Raw genomic sequence first — 18,898 nt, 5'->3', positions numbered from 1 at the left:
CAGTAATAAAAGGTTAACTTGGGAAATTCGCATAGAATCCTTTAATTTAATCTTGTCAGGGTATTTAAGAAGAAAACTCTGATTAATCCTTTGACAGATACAAAGCGAAGAGCAATTTAATCACGATTCACTTAAACTTATGACAATTATTTCACAGATCATTTACATCAAAATTGATTCGCAATAGCTTAATCTTATATGAAATTTATAATGAGCCAATACAAAAATTAGCCATCATAACGCCTTATTTATTACTTTGAAGAAACTGTAGTAAGCTGATTTTTAGTTGGTTGTGCGCGATTTAAACAGAACATTCCTGAATGCTTGCTGAACAGATAGTAAATTTGAATAAATCCATGTCACTCAATTATTTTTTACAATGGATCAAACTATTTCTGCTTGTATGGGGTATGGTGGCAGTTATTTGGCTATTGGCAGGAGTCTTGTTAAGACTGTATGAATTTCGTGATAATGATTCTGGCCGTGGTGCCATTTCGAGTGGCACCGATAAATTTGGCGATCAATTTTTTCAAACTGTTTACCTTGATCAAGGTTGGTCGGCATCCGACAGCTTGTGGTTTTATAATACAACACAAGGCTCTAATTTATTACCCTATAGCTTTTTTCTAGTACTTGAGCAATCTAATTCATCGGATTTGTTTCGCGATAACCAAAATATTGATCGTTATGGTTATCTACCCCAACGCCCGACCATGAGCAATCCGGATGGTTTGCCGGTTGGCATGGTGCGAGATGAATATCAAGGCAAAGCATTTATGGGATTTACCTGCGCAGCTTGCCATACGACCCAACTCAATTATCTGGGGGTAGGAATCCGCATTGATGGTGGTCCGGCAAATTCGGATATGGAAACTTTTATGATTGATTTGGCAGACGCATTGTATGCCACCCTGGAGAATTCGGAAAAACGTGATCGTTTTGTTGTTAACGTATTGGAGAAAGGTCACTATAAGAATCACGTGGATGTATTAATTGATCTTAAAAAATACGCACAGCGAATCAAAACTTATACCATCATCAATGTTCCCAGAGATACTACACGACCATTAACCCGCTACGGCTACGCACGGCTGGATGCATTCGGGAGAATCTATAATCGTGTGCTTGAGCACATTATGAGCGCACAACAATTACGTGAGTTGCTCACTGAGATTCTGACCGCCGAGGAATTGACCGAGATAATGTCAAATGTGGAACCCGTTCTCAGCAGCACAAATCGCGATCATATTATTGAAAGGATTCAAATATATTTATCCAGTAAGCAGATCATCCGGCTGCGTAACAGAATCTATAATCCTGCCGATGCACCGGTGAGTTATCCGTTTCTGTGGGATATACCGCAACATGACTATGTTCAATGGAATGGTAGAGTCGACAATAGTGGATTAGGCCCTATGGCCAGGAATGCGGGCCAAATGATTGGCGTATTTGGCACGTTGGATTGGCAAGAAAGAGATGGTTTTACGTTGTCTTCCGTCATTGGTGGACAAGGATTTGGTCCAAAACATATTGATTTCCAGTCCTCCATCGATATTCGAAATTTGCGCCGGGTGGAGAAGCATCTACGCAAACTAACCTCGCCGCAATGGCCTGAGCATATTTTACCGAAGATCGATAGAGCGCGAATGGTTAATGGTGCGAAGCTATTTTCCCAATATTGCGCATCATGTCATGGACACATTGAACGCATTGATCCGGATCGTCGTGTTGTGGCTAAAATGATCGATACTTCGTCTATTGGGACGGATTCTAAAATGGCTACTAACGGTATTGAGTATGCCGGTTATAGCGGTATTTTGCGGAATCAGTATGTCGGTGTCAGTACAGGTAATCTTTTACTGCAACGCCAAGCGCCAGCAGCAGGGTTATTAACTTCAGCTACGCGCAATGTGGTCACGACGCCTGATCCAGACAAATGGTTTGTACGTAGATGGGTTGAACGATCGTTGGATTTTGCGTATACATTTTTTGATAATGAAGTGCAATCTTCCCTGAAACACGGCAATTATACTCCCGATACCAGCGACAATCCTTTTGCTTCAATCTTGGCTTATAAAGCTCGTCCGCTCAATGGCATTTGGGCTACCGCTCCTTATTTGCATAATGGTTCAGTTCCAACTTTGTATGATTTACTTCTCCCCAAACGACAGCCTGGTGATCCTGTTGAAGGAGAATATCGTCCTGATGAATTTATGGTGGGATCGCGTGCGTTTGATCCTGTAAAAGTTGGATTAAAATCAACAGATTATGATGGGTTTCTGTTTCGAACACATATTTGGGGTAACAATAATGGCGGTCACGAGTTCGCCTCCGGAAGAATGCCTCAGCCTGATGGGATATTCCTTCCAGCCTTGACCAAGGAGCAGCGGCTTGATCTCGTTGAATATCTTAAATCGCTTTGAAATGTAAGCGTATATGCGCAAACAATGTGTATCTAATAAGATTAAGCGGCAACTAATATCCGTTATTCTTAAATTTCATTTTCCATTGATGCAATAACAGCGCCAGGGTGAATCTTTTTATAGACCATGCGACTTCTGTTTCTTCAGGGGAGTCTTCCCAATAAATGATTTTTCCGGTTGGAATTACTTTGAGTTGATTATTGTAAGCAAAATCCATCATAAATTGATAGATGACTGGATTGATATCTTTTAACGCGGTTTTTACATGAACGCATGTCTTTCCCTCATGAATGACAGGCTGAGCATATTCCGAATATTCCCAGCGGTTATTGCGATTATGGGTGGCAAGTGCACCGCAAAGACGCTCCGACCAGTCACTTGGGCGGAAGGGGCGACCTTCTCTGGTAATTCCCAGAATCAGTAATTCTTCATATTTGATTTTCATGAGCGCAGCAGCAGTACGGAAGATAAAATACTATGCAATCGATCTTTGTTGACTTGAGACGAGGGAAGCTAGAATGATAATTTTTGTCAGTATGCCAAGACTTCATCGTTAGATTTTGTTTTCATTTGGATTTATGCTGCTATATATCGGCGAAGACTGAGAAAAATGAATAGAATGTTGAATAAAGATACAAAAATAGTCGATCGGAAAAAGAGAAACCCGCTGGAGCGGGTTTCTCTTAGCAACACTTAAGTTTCCGGATTATGCAACTGGTTTCTGCATCCGGCGTCGACTAGCAAAACCGAGTAAACCGAGACCAACAAGTAACATGGCATAAGTTTCTGGTTCGGGTACTGGTGCTGCGATATCACTGAGTTTTAAGTAGTCAAACCCATAAAAATCAGTGGAGCTGTTGCGATCGATGGTAATAACCAGTTCACCTGTGGCATTGATTGAATCAACCACCGAACCAGTTAGTGTATAGAAACGAATAAATGTGTTCGGGAATCCATCATTGTAGTTAAAATTTTGTGTAATGCCGTTAAATGTGGTGATTACTGAACCGAATGTCGAAGCTTGGAAATCGGCCATGTCGATTTCCAGATGACCGACTGTCCAATTATTACCTAATCCTGTGAAACTGAACGTTGCTACGGTTTCTGATCCATGTGGACTGAAGCCGGGATGGGCAGTGCTATAGGTATCGGTGTATTGTGTGCCATCGGTCGCCGCCGTTTCTGCAGCACTGCGGCCATCAAAGTTTGCCGTGAAGCCATTGAATGGGTGTTGGCAGTTGTCACAAACACCGGCACCATAACCGTCATTGTCACCAATTTGCCAGGAAGCCGCTGCGACTGGCCCGCTCATCAGCGCAAGTAAAGCCATCATAGATATAATACGCATTATAAAATTTCCCATAAGAATAAAAATTACATTACAGTTTGTTAATTTCATCTACACGTGTCAATAATATGCTCTGTTTACTTGCAGCGAATTTAATGGGGCTGCATGTTTGCAGAGAAATGGAATTGATGTGTAGTGACTTGCAGATAATTCGTTTTTCTTCTTTATTATCTCTAAATTTAAATGAAGAAAAAATTCTGCATAGTCGTATGTAAAATAAACTGAGAATCTCGCGAGCGTAATAAGAGATAGTTCCTTTTTTTCTAGTACATCCGTACTATGCTTTTGGTTTGAGCGATAGGATATATGTCCTTTTGCACGAGCAATATCGATATAGGAAGTTTTCCATCGTTAATGAAAGGTGCGTTTTTAACCTCTATAGGTTATTCCCTATTCCTGAGACAAGAAGTTGGCTAAGAATCAGCAGAATAAAGAGTGTGCAGAGAGATGGTATTGTTAAGAATAAAGTTTGCAGCGGTAGGAAATGCTAACTCAGCCTAATATATCCAAGGCCTTGTTTGATAAAAAAATTTTTGTCTCGTTAGTGCCTAGACATCCTCTTCAGGTTCCGGGTCTTCTCTCGACAATGCCTGAAATGTTGTCGCAGATTTTTCTATTGTATTTGCATTGCCGGGAATTTTGGGTGTTTGGCACTGTACATCGGCATTCTGTGCACGATGCCGCAAAGCATGATCCATCAATACCAGGGCGAGCATGGCTTCGATAATTGGGGTGGCGCGGATGCCAACGCAAGGATCATGTCGGCCGTGCGTTTCGACGATGACCGGATTGCCGTTCTTGTCGATTGAATGCCGTCCGAGACGGATGCTGGATGTCGGTTTAATCGCAATATGAACGGCGATATCCTGACCGGTTGAAATACCTCCGAGGATGCCGCCGGCATTGTTACTTAAAAAGCCATTCGGTGTCATCTCATCCGAATGTTCGGTACCTCTTTGTGTTACGCTGGAAAAACCGGCGCCGATTTCAACACCTTTTACTGCATTGATGCTCATCATGGCGTAGGCGATTTCTGCATCCAATCGATCATACACCGGTTCGCCCCAGCCGACTGGTACCCCCTGTGCTACTACGCTAATCTTGGCACCCACCGAATCGCCGGATTTACGCAATTGATCCATGAACGTTTCCAGTTGATCGACATAGTTGCTGTCTGCGACAAAGAAGGGATTCTGCCTGATATCTTCCCAACATTTGAATGGAATTTCGATGGGTCCCAGCTGCGCCATATAGCCGCGGATCATAATACTATATTTCTCGTGCAGCCATTTTTTTGCAATCGCACCGGCTGCAACACGTACTGCAGTCTCACGCGCCGATGCACGGCCACCCCCACGATAATCGCGGATACCGTATTTTTGCCAGTAGGTATAGTCCGCATGGCCGGGACGGAAGGTGTCCATGATCTTACTATAATCCTTGCTGCGCTGATCTTCATTTCGTATCAGTAAAGCAATGGGCGTACCCGTAGTTTGTCCTTCGAACACGCCGGATAGAATTTCTACCGTGTCGGATTCGCGTCGTTGCGTGACATGACGCGACGTACCGGGTTTACGCCGGTCCAATTCAAGTTGTATCTCTTCGGTGCTGATAGTTAAACCTGGCGGGCATCCATCCACAATACAACCAATTGCTGCGCCGTGTGATTCGCCAAATGAGGTAATAGTAAAAAGCGTACCGAATGTATTGCCAGACATATTATTGCTATTTTGTATTTAGAATGATGATGTGAGTCTATCATATGTATCTCAGCTTTTTGCTCTGAAAAAGCTTCTGAGTTTGGCTTGTTGGTGGGTGCGGAAATAATTTTCTGCAAGAATTTTAAAAGACTTTAGATTGCCGATGCTGCAAAGCATAAAATCCAGAATATTATCTGGAATGAAATGAAAGCCAAATTTTTCTGACCTGGAATATGCGGCAAAGAAGAAACAAACCCGACGAGATCGTTTTTTGGATGAAGGCGCGGAAGATGCTGTATACGATAGCCAAGCCATTCGTCGCTTTGTTGGTATGGATCTGAATCGGGAAGGGGCGCCGGATGCGACGACTCTGCTGAGATTTCGCCATTTGCTGGAAGCGCATCCTCTGACGGAATCGATCTTTGATGTAATTGATGCACACCTGACTGAGCGCGGACTATTTCTTCGCGAAGGCACGATTGTTGATGCTACGCTGATTTCAGCCCCTCCTTCGATTAAGAACAAGGAACGGGCGCGCGATAGTGCAATTCAAGCCAGAATATGGCAAATTCTAACCTAATATCCCAAAACCGTTCGCTTAGCCCCTGAGGTGCGGTGTATTAATCAGCGTTTCCTTAGAACAATTCTTTGTGAAACCATTGATCCCAAGAAAATTGTTATGAGGGATGCAAACAGTTACTGCGCGATTTATTCGATGGCAATAATCGCAAACCTATATGCAGATTGAGAATGAATAATCCCTCCAAATCAGCATTGGCATTATTTGATGAGAAGGGGAGAAAATAATTTCTTTAAAGAGCGCATCAGAAATTTACACTTTCTCCACACCAATTAAAAAAACAGTCACTTTATATCTGAGCAGCTAATAATTGGAATATAACGAATGGTAAGAAGTGAGTGACAATGTTAACTTCTGACATGAAGCCATTGGAATAAACATGGAATTAACAATGTTCCAGAAATTGAATCTTTGTGTGATGCGGCCTACAAGATGTTATCTTAAAAACCAATCGGCCGGATACTCTTATTTCCCTGTCTCCATTACAAAATTACGAAAGGTCCTGGCTTGAAATGAATAGATTAAAGCGCCGCATTTGCCCATAAAAACAGCGCATTTAGTAGTAATAAATGCGCCGTTGAACTACTGAGAAGGATTGATTTAACCCAGTTATCTTTGCGCCTGAAAGAACAAAGATAACCGGAAGATACAGCTAAATTATATGGAGATAGCTAGCATCTGAATACATGATGCTTTAAATCTGTTTACCAATCTGTACGCTAGCACACATAAATAATAATGAGTGGATTTAAACAAATTTTTCGTGCGGCGGAATAAATGCCTACCCTGGTAAAGAGGAAAGGAAACATCAAAGTCCCTATCACTCATTGGTGAGAAAGCGCACAGATCTATTGGTTTAAAGTTAAGATAATAAATCTCCTTCAAATTACTGGGAAACTATTATGTATGCAATTTTTCTTGCAGAAACAAAGCCATTACGTGCAGAAACCACTCCGCCCACCCCCATACCCCCGGAAATCATACCGCCCCAAGAACAACCGCCAGAGATAATTTCCCCCGAATATGATCCATCGCCAGAAATTCCTCCTCAACCTATTTCTCCAGAGCGAATTCCTCCCGAGAGAGATCCCGCGCGGCAGTTTCCTCAAAAATAAAATTCAAGACAGCATCTGCATTTCTCCTAACTTGTTTCGATGTTTTTTTATAACATTCATCTGATCATTGATATGTATTTCTAACATCAGATGCTTAACTTTATATCAAGCATTCTTATACTTCTATAGAATGTGAATGGAGTATTATCATGGTTAAGTTGTAGGTTATGTCTATTATTGGCGGATTTCTGTTTGTTAACGCGCATGCGTTTTCTGAGGATCCTTTTTAACCGCACAACAATTTACATGACAAGACAAGCTAATACTTCCGATAAAAAAGATAATGTTTCAAACAAACAAAATTATGATAAGAATGATGTTGAGGTAATGCTCAATCCTGAGTCAAGGAACGATCAACAAGGAGATCCACACTTGAAATAACATTTCCTATGATCCGCTTCGGTGGATTTTTGCTTATTTCAAAGCGTGAGTAATTGCATCACCACAATTTGTCATAAAGGAGAATTACTATGTTGCAAAAAAATAATTTTATACGGATATGGCTGTATATGTTCGGTGGAATATGCCTGTTAGTCAATGGCTTGGCCCTGGCTCAAAGTGATAGATCCAGCGTTATCTTGGAAAATGAAGCCGTGCAAAGATCCATTGATTCCAGAATTGGAAATAGTCCTTCTGGAAGCGACCCCAATGATTCGACAGGATTACCCGCACCCGGACGCCCTTTTAATCCCCCTGGTATCAATACTCAACCGTCCGGTTTTAATACCGACCGTCCTACCAGTCTACATTCACCCAATCCGTCAGCATTCAATCCCGGCACCCCTTCCGGGGCAAATCAGGTTTACCCATAGTTTCACTTGACGATGGAAAGAAGTTTTACACAAAAATCGGTTTAATCCCAAGTCTGTAGGCAATTTCCCACTAGCCGGGTGCAACTATACCCGTTCCGGCGGGTTTGTTGATCTATTAAATCGTAACAGGCAAGCATTACGTCACCCGAGCTCCACCCATACCGGCTGATGATCCGAAGCTGTCGTTTCTGCATCAATTCCATGTATTTGTAGGTGCTTTACTAATCCATCGGTAATCAGCACAAAGTCATAGCATTCTGCCCGCTCGACGAAGTCTACCGGGTGAATGCCGACGGTGGGTGCATGGGGTATGTCAGGATTCAGTACCGACCAGGTATCGTGAAAGTTTGGGGTGTCATTACTGAATGGTGCGAGAATCTGTGCATGTTCGGGCGCTGTAGCCGGGAAGTTGAGATCACCGCACAATATCGCTTCCCCGGGTCGGGGAAAGACTTCGAAAGTCCCGCCTCGCTCTTCGGTCAGAAATTTTCGTTGCGATAGGATATGCGCCTCACGATGCAAGTGGCGGATAGCATCTATCTGGACTTGGCGTTGATGGTGCGAGTAGTACTCGAGATGTGTCGTCATCACGCGCAACAGACCGAATTCCGTTGTTGTTACGACCGCTTCCACCAGTACACGCTGCATGCTGGGCGTGGTTAATTCCGCCTGCCACGGCAACAGATGCCGCCAAATTTGACCGATAGGCAAGCGGGTGAATATGGCGTTGCCAAACTGACTGCGTCTACCAAAGCTGTCCGGCACATCGGTGGCTGCGCCATAGATTGCGGTGTAGCCGGGCAATTGTGCTGAAAGTTCAGCAACCTGATTCTCGCCCCGGCTGCCCGGCAGGCCGGGGAAATTGACCGCGACTTCCTGCAGGCAGATGACATCAAATTCGCCTATCTGGTGGATCGTCCGGATGATGCGTGCAAGATCGACTTGTCCATCCATGCCACGTCCCCATTGGATGTTCCAGCTCAACAGTTTCATGATTTTTCTCCTTGTACACATTGTCGGATCGATAACTGTGCCCGTCCTGGTGGAAATATGCCAATGATCCTATTAATATTTTAATCGGATTGATCTGCCATTTGCAGCCTTTGCAGCAGCGGATACCGATCAATCGGAATGCGGCTGAGCTTAAATTTTATCCTGGCCTGTTACTACTGCGAGTTCAGAGTAAATGCTTTATAAGTTGGGATAAAACTCGTGCTTGATCCGATCAACGTAATCGATCAAATTCTTTTTTGCTAACCCGTATTCTTTAAGCGGCGATTCGATGGGACAATCGATAATATTGATGAGGAGTCCGAATGCGGATGCATCGAGTGTTGTGGGTTGATCGCCCAGGAAATATTTTTTGTCATCTAGTGTTGCAGATAACGCATCGATATCTTGCTTGCCGAGCGCGAAAATTTCCTCCGCTTGGTGTCTGCCGGTGCCATGACCGTAAATTTGTCGCTGGATTTTCCGGCGCGTGCGATGGGCGATGACATCCCTAAGGACGGGTGGCAATCCACCAAAAATAGCCTGCTTGTTGATTTGCCAGTTTTCGTCCGTGTATTGCCAGCGTGAATAAAGTGCGGCCCAGAACAGATGCTCCTCGAGTAAGCGCTGCATAGCAACCGATATTGCCAGTTCGGCATTGTTCAATGCTTTATCCAGATTTTGATAAGAAGATTTTAAATAAGTGATGATGAAACGCGAATCTCCAATGGATCTGCCGCTGTCTTCAATGTAAGGCAATTTTCCTTTGGGCGCCCCTAGCGGCAATACAGGTACAATCTGATAATCAATTTCAGCCATTCGCAAGTAAGTTTCTATTTTGCAGCAGAAAGGACTTAAATTCGGGATACCCCAAGTACGTTCAAATTGATAAAGCTTCAGCATGTCTACAACCTTAAGTGTGATTAATCGAGTGTTTGCTTGTATAATGCAAGTAACTTTATCGCATAAACTTGTTAATGGCAAGTGACTGCGAAGGTATTGTGTAATTCACTTTTTTTATATCATAGAGATTAATGACCGATGGTTGATCATGACGAACAAAACCACGAACGATCTTGTTGTCCGATAGCCTGCGCTTTGGATCATTTAGGGGACAAATGGACTTTATTGATTATCCGGGACTTGTTGTTGGGTAAAAAGCGTTATCAAGAATTCCTCGAATCACCTGAGCAAATTGCTACCAATATATTGGCAAATCGGCTTAAGAAACTGGAAGCCACCGGTTTTTTAACGCAGCAGGTATATCAGAAAAACCCGGTACGACACGAATATGTGCTGACAAAAAAGGGGGAGGATCTAAGGCAGGTCTTGCAAGCGCTAGTGGAATGGGGAAAGACATACTATCCGGGCACAGAAGTTTTTAAACCGTACGGGTGAAATAGTAGTTTCCCATCTTGTCGAGCGCCCCGTAATAAATTCGGGGGCGCTCAATAGAAAGAATTATGAAATGGATTCCGGTTTCTCTCCGGTCTCACGGTTTTGCGTCGCGGCAATGTTGCTTTCTAACGTCATAACCCGCAATTCCAATCTTGCAATTAATGCTTTAGTCTCAGGAGATTCCATCGGAGCGTGCGGTTTAGCCGCAGCACTTTGAATTTCCAGAGCTTCGACGCGCGTTTGTAGCTGCTCCGGAAGTTTTTCTGTTTCCGGGCCTGCAAGGTGTGTAAATTCCACGCTATCTTCATAAGGCTCACGTGTGGTGCCGGTTGCCTTGATAATGGCACCTGCGATCAAACCGCCGACAATCGCGATGATAAGCGTAATCATGATGCCATTAAACTGTCCGATGGCGATGCCGGGAACGACCAGGAACGCACTCAGGCCACCTAATAATCCGGGCATTCCGTGCAAATTATGCACACCGCAGGTATCCACGATTTTAAATTTCGATTCCAGTAACGGTTGCAAAAACACATAACCTAGAACAGAAAGTATTCCAGCAAGCAAACCGATACCGAAAGCGCCGGTAGGCGATACGACATCGCATACGGAACCGATAGCCACGCCGCCGGCCAGCGCGGCATTAGCCATATCCACCATGGAGGTTTTGCCGTGATGCAGTTTGGAACTCAGGAAATAAGTGGCGATGGTCGCGCCGCACAATGCCAACAGGGTGTTGGCCACGGTTTGCGGCATGTTTTCTAATGGCACTAACGCAGTGGCAAAGCTTGGCCAAAACAACCATAGCACCATGGAACCCAACATGGCGAATCGATCCGAAGTATGATCCGATTCGATCAGTTTGCTGCGCTGATACTCGGTGGTTAAAACAATGGACATACTCAATCCGAAATAAGCACCGAAAGCATGAATGACCATTGAACCGGCGGTATCCTGGAATCCCGTGGTATAGCCGATGGCATCATCGAGCACAATCCATTCGTTCAGAAGATAAAGCGGAACAACTAACAGTGCCAACAGAGCATATTGAAATACGCGTAAACGGCCCAATACCGCACCCATGGCGATCAGGGTTGTAGCAACGGATAATTCCGCGAACAACAGCGAGTCAAGGGTATGCGGCGATAACTGGTGTCCGAAAATACCGTTTGCGCGCAACAGAATGTAGAGTGGAAGTCCCACGGCAACAACCAAATAGGTGCCGGTTACCGCGCCAAAGCCATAACGGCGCACAAATACCATTAGAAAACCGAAACCAATCAACAGCATGGCCAAGATATGAATGATGTAATTATACTGCGCGACCACACGCGCTTCACTTAAAACGGACGTTTCTGCACTGACTAAGCCGCTGAAACTCAGGAGAAGCATGCCGATTGCTCCTGATAGTATCGGATTAAAGCTTTTATTCATGTGATTTTCCTTATTTTAGTGATTTCTCGGGTTAATCCTCGACGAGATCTAGAGGAAGGGGTATAGGATGTTGAAGCTACAAAACCCCACCGAGAGTGTGAGCTTTAATTACCTCAAAGACAATAGGGATTAGAGAAATAATTATGAAGTGGGCAGACTGCAGGGGATTCCACAATCGTATTTTGCAGGATGGCGCGTTACAGAATCATGGTTTAGTATAGTCAACAGACCGAGATGTGGTTTTTGGGATCAGGGGCTGGAACTCTGGTTCGCTGGGTTTGAAATGTCGATCTTATTATCTTGCATCATCCGGTGTATCGTAAGGGATGATGTCGATCGGAGGATTGTGGCTCTGCATGCTGGCGAGACCGGTGGATGATTTATCGGCTTAATCACTTATGTATGAGTATGTAGGTTGATAAGTCGAGAATTGAGAATATTGCTGATGAATTACATATACCTTTGTTTTGTAATCTTATGTGTCTAATACTTTATGATACATTCTTCTATCAAAAGTTGACCAGATTAAATATTTTCAAATGTAGAATAAGCGACCTAAATTTAATTTAGTGAGTAAAAAATGTCTTACGATACAAATAACGAATATGAATGCCGTCAATACACTTCAGAATATTTATATCGAAGTGATAGTGTGATTAGACATGCTTCAAAATTGTTTTCAGCAGGTGAACCAGAAATAATGTTTCCTGTGGTAATCCCCCCAGAAAATAACAGGAGTCAGAAGTAGAATTTTCTTGTAATTTATATAGACAGGAGATTCTGCAATGAAGAAATCGAAATTCAGTGACAGCCAGATCATGGCGATACTCAAACAGGCCGAGGGAGGAGTGCCGGTGCCTGAATTGTGCCGTGAACACGGTATGAGTAATGCGACATTTTACAAATGGCGCAGCAAATACGGCGGTATGGATGCATCAATGATAGCCCGACTCAAGGAACTTGAAGAAGAGAATCGCTGGTTGAAAAAGATGTATGCTGAGGAACGGTTAAAATCCGAGCTACGTAAGGAAGCCCTCGAAAAAAAGTGGTAGCGCCCTGGCAGCGGCGCGACATGGCTAAACAGGTTGTTAAGCAAAAAAGGATCAGTATCCGCCTGGCGTGTGAGATCTATGATATCAGCGAAACATGTTACCGTTATCAAGCCAGGCTCAATGCTGATAACTGTATCATTGCCGATTGGCTGCTGCGGTTGACGCACAATCAGCGAAACTGGGGGTTTGGTTTATGCTTTCTGTACTTACGCAATGTAAAAGGTTTTTTCTGGAACCACAAGCGTGTTTATCGTATTTACCGGGAGTTGGAACTGAACATGCGGATCAAGCCGAGAAAGCGGCTCAAACGTGACAAGCCGGAAGTGCTGGCGGTACCGTTAACCATCAATGAAACCTGGTCAATGGATTTCATGTATGACCAATTGGAAGATGGCCGCAGCTTTCGGTTACTCAATATACTGGACGACTGCAATCGTGAAGGATTGGGAATAGAGGTGGATTTCTCCTTACCTGCAGGGCGCGTCATACGCACGCTGGATCGCCTGATCGAATGGCGCGGCAAGCCAAAGCGGATTCGCTGTGACAACGGCCCTGAGTACATCAGCGGCTTACTCTCTGCCTGGGCGGCAAAGAACGGCATACAGCTGGAATTCATACAGCCCGGCAAACCTCAGCAAAACGCCTACATTGAACGTTACAACAGAACCGTACGTTATGACTGGTTAAGCCAGCACTGCTTTGAGTCAATCGCCGAAGTTCAGGACTATGCAACAAAATGGTTGTGGACCTATAATCATGAACAGCCTAATACGGCCATTGGAGGAATAACACCAAAACAAAAGCTCGCTCAGTTAGCGCATTAACCTCTACTTTTAACTTCGGTTAATAATGGGGGGATTACCCTGTCGATGTGATGGATTCTGATATTTCGCCAGTATTCACAGCCACAGTAATTGTTATAAGACCTTTATTAAGTTGGTTAAGTAGAGAAAAAGGTATTGGAGATCCTAATCCATATGTGCCTTATTATAAGTCACCTTATATTGATAGAAATAAACTGATAGTTTTCGAAAAGTGGCTGGTGAGATCCACGTATCAGCAATTTAACGCAAGATTGGATAAGGAGTTATTTTATTTTATTGGAGCACCTTTAGAACATATCAAGAATGTATCTTTTACTAGTGATGGAATGAACATTTATGCAGGATGCGAATTTGGAGGGCATATGAATATATATTCCAAAGATAAAGATAACTTAATTCAACTATTCAAAGATCTCAACTCACAAAATCGTTTGCACCCTGAAGTTAGAATATATTGATTATTTTTTAATTTGCAATTTTTCATGGGCTTGCCGTGGAGATAGATGTAGAGTGCGTGGAGCAAATTTATTTTGAGCCGGAAAAAGATGATACTTAAGAGTCGCTTCACCTAGCGGTAAATAGTACGATGTATACCGGCTTTTAAAGCTTGAATAGCATCTTCCGTGCTGGTTACGATTTGCCGATGCGGACAAAAGATATTTTTAGCCAGTTCGCGTTGCGCGTTAAATTGCTGCACCAATTCAATTTTTTGCCATTCCGGTGTACGAGGTTGTATCCAGGTTTTATCATCTCTTCCGAGCGCATACAGTTTCCGTTCGCTGGTAGCACAACGGATGCCCTCGTAGCTGACATTGAGGGCGCCTGCAGATGATTTAACGACTAAAGTAAAACGGATCACCCCATCTTCACCGATATTAATGGAAGTCGGATCCACCAAATACTGATTACCGGAGGCAACGCCCGCATCGAATTCCATCAGGTTTGTCGCATCGGGGTAAGCAGGGAGTTGTGCCAATTGCTCGACCCACGGCTTGTCGCTTTCAAATTGATCCTTGAATGGTGGCTTGGCACAGGCCAGCAGCAAGAGGCAGAGTAAAACACAAATTCGTTTCATGCACCGGATAAATCTTTCAACAATGAGGCGCGGATATTGCCGTCGACCGTATTCGATGCTTGATAAACGGGATGATCAACACCCATACTCAAAGCCGCGCCGCGATGAAGCGATTGAATCATCTCGGAAGTGAGCTCAAAGCGAAGAAAATGGACCGCTGATGTTTTTTCGCTATTTTCCCGTTCAAGATCCTCGTCAGCGATGGCATATACCGGTGTATGCTCAGCAACTCTGATCCACACCTTATCTTCTATACCGATCAAATCGGCCAATCTGGCGGCACGTACAGCAGGATCCGGATATTCAATCAACATCGTGGCTTTCCAGTTATGCCCATCCGGAATCAATGGCGTGTATGTTTCAAGTTCGTGAAGGATTTCATCTTCTTGAAAAATGCGCTCAACATACAACATTTCCTGGATTTGATAATGAATAGTTAAGGCGTCTTCGAAAATAAGCGTGATATTTTCTCCCAGCGGAATTTTGCGCATTTTTTTATGCGCCATCACCTGAGTGCGAAAATCCTTGCGGATTTTTGCATATGCTTCCAGTGTCAGCAGATCATCGCGGGTAATTTTAGTCATGTATTTTTCATTAGTAGTGGATTGGGTAACCGGCGAAGGGTTATCAACCGATGGGTGTGTGGAGTCAGAATCGTAAGCCATGCGTAATAAAGTTAGCGGGTGGAGCTTTTGTGCCTTGCTTGCACCGATACCTTGCTCGATATGCCGCGCAGCAATGGCGCAATCCGAACTGATGTAATCCGGATCGGAAGCAGCCATTTGTTTGAAAACGGGACGGCCAATTTTCATGGAGTCCGCAAAATGCTCGCTTTTCACACCCCAGGTTCCATCATGGCCTGAGCAGCGTTCGACAGTGTTGATGGTTGTTTCCGGAATAAGCTGCAATATATCGCGCGTCTTTTTTCCAACGTTTTGTACCCGTTGATGGCAAGGAATATGATAAGCCACAGTGCCGAGGGATTTTTTGAAATCCGTTTTGAGCAATTTATCCTGATTTCTTAATACCAAGTATTCAAATGGGTCAAACATCGCAGCGGCGACGGTCTGAACTGCTTCATCCTCAGGAAATAAGAGTGGCAATTCCTGTTTGTACATCAACGTGCAGGAAGGCACTGCGGAGAGAATGGCATATCCTTCCCGGGCTAATTTCAGCAACTGTGGAATATTTTTATTTTTAAGTTTCTCTACCGTATCCAAGTCACCCAGTTCCAGCTTAGGCATGCCGCAACACGCTTCTTTTTCAACCAGACAGGTGGGAATCTCGTTATGTGCCAGTATTTTTAATAAATCATGCCCAATACCGGGTTCGTTATAGTTGACGTAACAAGTCGCATAAATGGCAACTTTTCCGGGCGTGCGCGTGCCATCAATAACAGGGAAGCTGGAATTGGATTGCGCATTTGGACGAAATTTCCGGGCTGCATATTCCGGTAATTTTCTGTCGGCATGAATTCCCAACACGCTATCCATCAGCTTCCGTGCGGCGGGTGCTTTGTTTACTGCATTAACCGTTTGAACCACGACAGGAATAGTGGCTAACGTGCCCATCAGGTCGGTGCTTGACAGCAATTTGTCACGAAACCCTGCACCCTGGCGCTTATATTTGACCGACTTCGCGCGCAGCATCAAATGCGGGAAATCGATATTCCATTCATGCGGCGGCACATAAGGGCATTTGGTCATAAAGCACATATCGCAGAGATAACAGCGGTCAACTACTTCCCAGAACTGGTTTTGGTCGACGCCATCCAATTCGCCTGTAGTGCTTTCATCAATCAGATCAAACAGACGTGGAAAGGCCGTGCATAAATTGACGCAACGCCGACATCCGTGGCAAATATCGAAAACCCGCTCCAGTTCCTGGTTCAAGCTGGCTTCGCTATAAAAATCAGGATTTTTCCAATCGATGGGATGGCGCTTGGGTGCTTCGAGACTGCCTTCGCGGGTGGTCATAATAAGTTTGGCATATCAAAAATTTTGAATAAAGTGACGCCGGGGTTTAACCAAAAAGCCAATCCGGATACCCCCCGGACTTCTAGCTATGCAACCGTATCAGGGTGCGAATCAGTCAGCCAAGCCATCCAACGCACGCTGGAAGCGATTGGCGTGAGAGCGTTCGGCCTTGGCTAGGGTTTCAAACCAGTCGGCGATTTCATCGAATCCTTCGTCGCGGGCTGTTTTTGCCATACCGGGATACATATCGGTGTATTCATGTGTTTCTCCCGCAATGGCAGTTTTCAGATTGTCGCGAGAAGCGCCAAAGGGCATGCCGGTGGCCGGATCGCCACAATTCTCCAGATATTCCAGATGGCCATGGGCATGACCTGTTTCGCCTTCGGCAGTAGAACGAAATACGGCAGCTACGTCATTTTGCCCTTCTACATCCGCTTTGGCTGCGAAATACAAGTAGCGACGATTGGCTTGAGATTCTCCGGCAAAAGCGGCTTTCAGATTACCTTCAGTTTTAGATCCTTTAAGTTCCATCATTTTCTCCTTTTTGATTAATATGTAGTTATATTTGATATCGATGAAGAAATGTATTTATGTATTGCGCAAAAAAAATCAAGATTAGCTGATAGATGAAGGTATGAGGTAATAGTTGCAGCACCTTGTCAACACTCTCTTAATCTATTCAGGACATGGTGAGTATGCATAAAATACAAAATCCGATCTGTTTAGGCAGACTATCGAAGGGCTTGTGGATTGTCAACTATCTGCTTGCAGATCGTTTGAGATGGATAAATTATCCGATCGATGCCTAATCCGGATTTACGTTGTGAATGATTCATCCTGTCGGGTAAAAGCAGTGAAAGAACTTTGCTAATATTCATCGCGGGCTTGCATTGCTGTAAAATCAATTGATTCGATCGCAGCAGATTATTTTCTGTTATGTTTTGATTCCGTGAGTTCCATATTTTATTTTTATCAACCATTCTTTGTTTAATCGCTGCATCATCTAGCGTATGCCCTCTCTTCCCTACTGGCGCCTCTCCGGTTTTTATTTCTTCTATTTTGCTTTTATTGGGGCTTTTGCACCGTATTGGAGTTTGTATCTCCAGTCATTGTCGTTTAGCGCATTGCAAATCGGTATTCTGATGTCCTTACTGTTGGTTACGCGCATCTTTTCTCCCGCTGCCTGGGGATGGTTGGCGGATCATACCGGCAAGCGAGTCTGGGTGGTGCAGATCGCGGCAATAAGCGGTTTTGTGAGTTTCTGCGGTTTTTTTGCAGGCACTGGGTTCGCCTGGATTTTTATCGTCATGCTGTTGATGAGTTTTTTTTGGAGTGCCTCACTGCCGTTGATGGAAGCTATTACCTTGTCTCACTTGGGAGATTATACCGATAAGTATGGGCGGATCCGATCCTGGGGGTCGGTTGGGTTCGTCGTGGCGGTGATCGGAATGGGTTATCTTTTGGAAGTGGTGGAGATTATCTGGCTGCTTTGGATTCTTTTAGGGCTTAAACTGGGCATTGTGATTTTTTCTTATCATATTCCTGACAAAGAAATCATGCACTACGCTACCGGATTGCTTTCGATACGGCAGATATGCTTGCGCCCGGAGGTGATGGCATTTTTACTGTCCAGTTTATTAATGCTGTTTGCGCACGGTGCATATTACACATTTTTCTCCATTTATCTGGTTGAGCATGGCTATGATAAAGGGTTTGTCGGGTGGTTATGGGCAATTGGCGTAATTTGTGAAATTGGAATTTTTTTTATTATGCCATGGCTAATGCAACGATTTCTGCTAAAGCACATTCTGCTTTTCAGTTTTGCCTGTGCCATACTTCGTTTTGTATTGATAGGTCAATACGTCGAGTGGCCGCTGATTATTGTCATTGCGCAGATTTTACATGCAGCGACTTATGGGACGCATCATGTTGCAGCCATGATGGTGATTCATCAATTCTTTCAGGGACGCCATCAAGCCAAAGGTCAGGCGATTTATACCAGTATCGCCTATGGGATGGGCGGAGCTTTGGGGGCGGTGTTCAGCGGTTATACCTGGGATTGGCTGGGAGCGGACAACACCTTTTTTATGAGTGCTGCAGCAGCGCTGGCGGGCATGATTCTAATTGCATGGAAAATGAAGTCATTCAATCACTAACGCGCGATAGTG

16 protein-coding genes and 1 pseudogene are annotated in these 18,898 nt (G+C 44.2%); 8 read left to right on the top strand and 9 right to left on the bottom strand.

Annotation, left to right across the window (positions count from 1 at the left end; all coding sequences use genetic code 11):
• The first annotated feature begins 356 nt into the window (after positions 1-356).
• A complete protein-coding gene (locus CPG39_RS06065) occupies positions 357-2,423 on the top strand; it encodes a di-heme-cytochrome C peroxidase (protein WP_231990410.1) in 2,067 nt (688 codons plus the stop codon).
• Between the two features lie 52 nt (positions 2,424-2,475).
• Here CPG39_RS06065 and CPG39_RS06060 read toward each other — a convergent pair whose 3' ends face one another.
• The 3 genes from CPG39_RS06060 to aroC form a co-directional block, all read right to left on the bottom strand.
• Positions 2,476-2,868, bottom strand: a complete 393-nt coding sequence (locus CPG39_RS06060; RefSeq protein WP_096292516.1) for a DUF3579 domain-containing protein — start codon at positions 2,866-2,868, stop codon at positions 2,476-2,478.
• A gap of 261 nt (positions 2,869-3,129) precedes the next feature.
• Positions 3,130-3,771 (bottom strand): PEP-CTERM sorting domain-containing protein, encoded by a 642-nt coding sequence (locus tag CPG39_RS06055; protein ID WP_096292515.1) that lies wholly within the window; start codon positions 3,769-3,771, stop codon positions 3,130-3,132.
• A 548-nt stretch (positions 3,772-4,319) separates the two neighbouring features.
• Positions 4,320-5,489 carry a chorismate synthase gene (gene aroC / locus CPG39_RS06050; protein WP_096292514.1) on the bottom strand — a complete coding sequence of 390 codons (1,170 nt, stop codon included), beginning with the start codon at positions 5,487-5,489 and terminating at the stop codon, positions 4,320-4,322.
• A 208-nt stretch (positions 5,490-5,697) separates the two neighbouring features.
• Between aroC and CPG39_RS06045 the strand changes: the two are divergent.
• The 3 genes and pseudogenes from CPG39_RS06045 to CPG39_RS06035 form a co-directional block, all read left to right on the top strand.
• A pseudogene (locus CPG39_RS06045) lies at positions 5,698-6,012 on the top strand (transposase); the annotation flags it as partial.
• 941 nt (positions 6,013-6,953) lie between these two features.
• The gene (locus tag CPG39_RS06040) at positions 6,954-7,166 is read left to right on the top strand and encodes a hypothetical protein (protein ID WP_096292513.1); all 213 of its coding nucleotides are present in this window, start codon (positions 6,954-6,956) and stop codon (positions 7,164-7,166) included.
• 470 nt (positions 7,167-7,636) lie between these two features.
• Complete coding sequence (locus CPG39_RS06035) at positions 7,637-7,978, top strand: hypothetical protein (protein WP_096292512.1); 342 nt, start codon at positions 7,637-7,639, stop codon at positions 7,976-7,978.
• Positions 7,979-8,119: 141 nt separating this feature from the next.
• Here CPG39_RS06035 and CPG39_RS06030 read toward each other — a convergent pair whose 3' ends face one another.
• Both CPG39_RS06030 and CPG39_RS06025 read right to left on the bottom strand, forming a co-directional pair.
• On the bottom strand, positions 8,120-8,971 hold the full coding sequence (locus CPG39_RS06030) for an endonuclease/exonuclease/phosphatase family protein (RefSeq protein WP_096292511.1): 852 nt from the start codon (positions 8,969-8,971) through the stop codon (positions 8,120-8,122).
• Positions 8,972-9,169: 198 nt separating this feature from the next.
• Positions 9,170-9,871, bottom strand: a complete 702-nt coding sequence (locus tag CPG39_RS06025) for a glutathione S-transferase family protein (RefSeq protein WP_096292510.1) — start codon at positions 9,869-9,871, stop codon at positions 9,170-9,172.
• Between the two features lie 138 nt (positions 9,872-10,009).
• Here CPG39_RS06025 and CPG39_RS06020 point away from each other — a divergent pair, with 138 nt between their 5' ends.
• Complete coding sequence (locus tag CPG39_RS06020) at positions 10,010-10,366, top strand: winged helix-turn-helix transcriptional regulator (RefSeq protein WP_096292509.1); 357 nt, start codon at positions 10,010-10,012, stop codon at positions 10,364-10,366.
• Between the two features lie 63 nt (positions 10,367-10,429).
• On the opposite strand, the gene CPG39_RS06015 is transcribed toward CPG39_RS06020, so the two are convergent.
• Entirely contained in the window at positions 10,430-11,803 is a 1,374-nt protein-coding gene (locus CPG39_RS06015) for an ammonium transporter (protein ID WP_096292508.1), read from the bottom strand.
• A gap of 785 nt (positions 11,804-12,588) precedes the next feature.
• Here CPG39_RS06015 and CPG39_RS06010 point away from each other — a divergent pair.
• Together CPG39_RS06010 and CPG39_RS06005 are read left to right on the top strand one after the other, a co-directional pair.
• Positions 12,589-13,679, top strand: a protein-coding gene (locus CPG39_RS06010) for an IS3 family transposase (protein ID WP_096292507.1) whose coding sequence is annotated in 2 segments (ribosomal slippage) — positions 12,589-12,850 and positions 12,850-13,679 — 1,092 coding nt in all. Because the reading frame shifts where the segments join, the coding sequence is not laid out codon by codon here.
• Positions 13,680-13,729: 50 nt separating this feature from the next.
• Positions 13,730-14,137, top strand: coding sequence for a hypothetical protein (locus tag CPG39_RS06005; protein WP_096292506.1), 408 nt, complete (start codon positions 13,730-13,732; stop codon positions 14,135-14,137).
• A 110-nt stretch (positions 14,138-14,247) separates the two neighbouring features.
• Here CPG39_RS06005 and CPG39_RS06000 read toward each other — a convergent pair whose 3' ends face one another.
• The 3 genes from CPG39_RS06000 to CPG39_RS05990 all read right to left on the bottom strand — a co-directional run bounded on the left by CPG39_RS06000 (position 14,248) and on the right by CPG39_RS05990 (position 17,261).
• Entirely contained in the window at positions 14,248-14,754 is a 507-nt protein-coding gene (locus CPG39_RS06000) for a CNP1-like family protein (RefSeq protein ID WP_096292505.1), read from the bottom strand.
• On the bottom strand, positions 14,751-16,730 hold the full coding sequence (locus CPG39_RS14925; RefSeq protein WP_096292504.1) for a DUF3501 family protein: 1,980 nt from the start codon (positions 16,728-16,730) through the stop codon (positions 14,751-14,753). Before CPG39_RS14925 ends, CPG39_RS06000 begins: the two co-directional genes overlap by 4 nt.
• A 111-nt stretch (positions 16,731-16,841) precedes the next feature.
• Positions 16,842-17,261, bottom strand: coding sequence for a rubrerythrin family protein (locus tag CPG39_RS05990; RefSeq protein ID WP_013646950.1), 420 nt, complete (start codon positions 17,259-17,261; stop codon positions 16,842-16,844).
• Between the two features lie 479 nt (positions 17,262-17,740).
• Here CPG39_RS05990 and CPG39_RS05980 point away from each other — a divergent pair, with 479 nt between their 5' ends.
• On the top strand, positions 17,741-18,886 hold the full coding sequence (locus tag CPG39_RS05980; RefSeq protein WP_096292502.1) for an MFS transporter: 1,146 nt from the start codon (positions 17,741-17,743) through the stop codon (positions 18,884-18,886).
• Positions 18,887-18,898 lie beyond the last annotated feature (12 nt).

The organism is Nitrosomonas ureae, from assembly GCF_900206265.1.
Classification (GTDB): Bacteria; Pseudomonadota; Gammaproteobacteria; order Burkholderiales; family Nitrosomonadaceae; genus Nitrosomonas; species Nitrosomonas ureae_C.
This window is presented reverse-complemented; position numbering and strand designations above follow the sequence as displayed.

Excerpts from the sequence above, each read along its gene's own strand:
- CPG39_RS06065 (WP_231990410.1), top strand. The coding sequence starts at position 357 with ATGTCACTCAATTATTTTTTACAATGGATCAAACTATTTCTGCTTGTA.
- CPG39_RS06060 (WP_096292516.1), bottom strand. The coding sequence starts at position 2,868 with ATGAAAATCAAATATGAAGAATTACTGATTCTGGGAATTACCAGAGAA.
- CPG39_RS06055 (WP_096292515.1), bottom strand. The coding sequence starts at position 3,771 with ATGCGTATTATATCTATGATGGCTTTACTTGCGCTGATGAGCGGGCCA.
- aroC (WP_096292514.1), bottom strand. The coding sequence starts at position 5,489 with ATGTCTGGCAATACATTCGGTACGCTTTTTACTATTACCTCATTTGGC.
- CPG39_RS06040 (WP_096292513.1), top strand. The coding sequence starts at position 6,954 with ATGTATGCAATTTTTCTTGCAGAAACAAAGCCATTACGTGCAGAAACC.
- CPG39_RS06035 (WP_096292512.1), top strand. The coding sequence starts at position 7,637 with ATGTTGCAAAAAAATAATTTTATACGGATATGGCTGTATATGTTCGGT.
- CPG39_RS06030 (WP_096292511.1), bottom strand. The coding sequence starts at position 8,971 with ATGAAACTGTTGAGCTGGAACATCCAATGGGGACGTGGCATGGATGGA.
- CPG39_RS06025 (WP_096292510.1), bottom strand. The coding sequence starts at position 9,871 with ATGCTGAAGCTTTATCAATTTGAACGTACTTGGGGTATCCCGAATTTA.
- CPG39_RS06020 (WP_096292509.1), top strand. The coding sequence starts at position 10,010 with ATGGTTGATCATGACGAACAAAACCACGAACGATCTTGTTGTCCGATA.
- CPG39_RS06015 (WP_096292508.1), bottom strand. The coding sequence starts at position 11,803 with ATGAATAAAAGCTTTAATCCGATACTATCAGGAGCAATCGGCATGCTT.
- CPG39_RS06005 (WP_096292506.1), top strand. The coding sequence starts at position 13,730 with ATGGATTCTGATATTTCGCCAGTATTCACAGCCACAGTAATTGTTATA.
- CPG39_RS06000 (WP_096292505.1), bottom strand. The coding sequence starts at position 14,754 with ATGAAACGAATTTGTGTTTTACTCTGCCTCTTGCTGCTGGCCTGTGCC.
- CPG39_RS14925 (WP_096292504.1), bottom strand. The coding sequence starts at position 16,730 with ATGACCACCCGCGAAGGCAGTCTCGAAGCACCCAAGCGCCATCCCATC.
- CPG39_RS05990 (WP_013646950.1), bottom strand. The coding sequence starts at position 17,261 with ATGGAACTTAAAGGATCTAAAACTGAAGGTAATCTGAAAGCCGCTTTT.
- CPG39_RS05980 (WP_096292502.1), top strand. The coding sequence starts at position 17,741 with ATGCCCTCTCTTCCCTACTGGCGCCTCTCCGGTTTTTATTTCTTCTAT.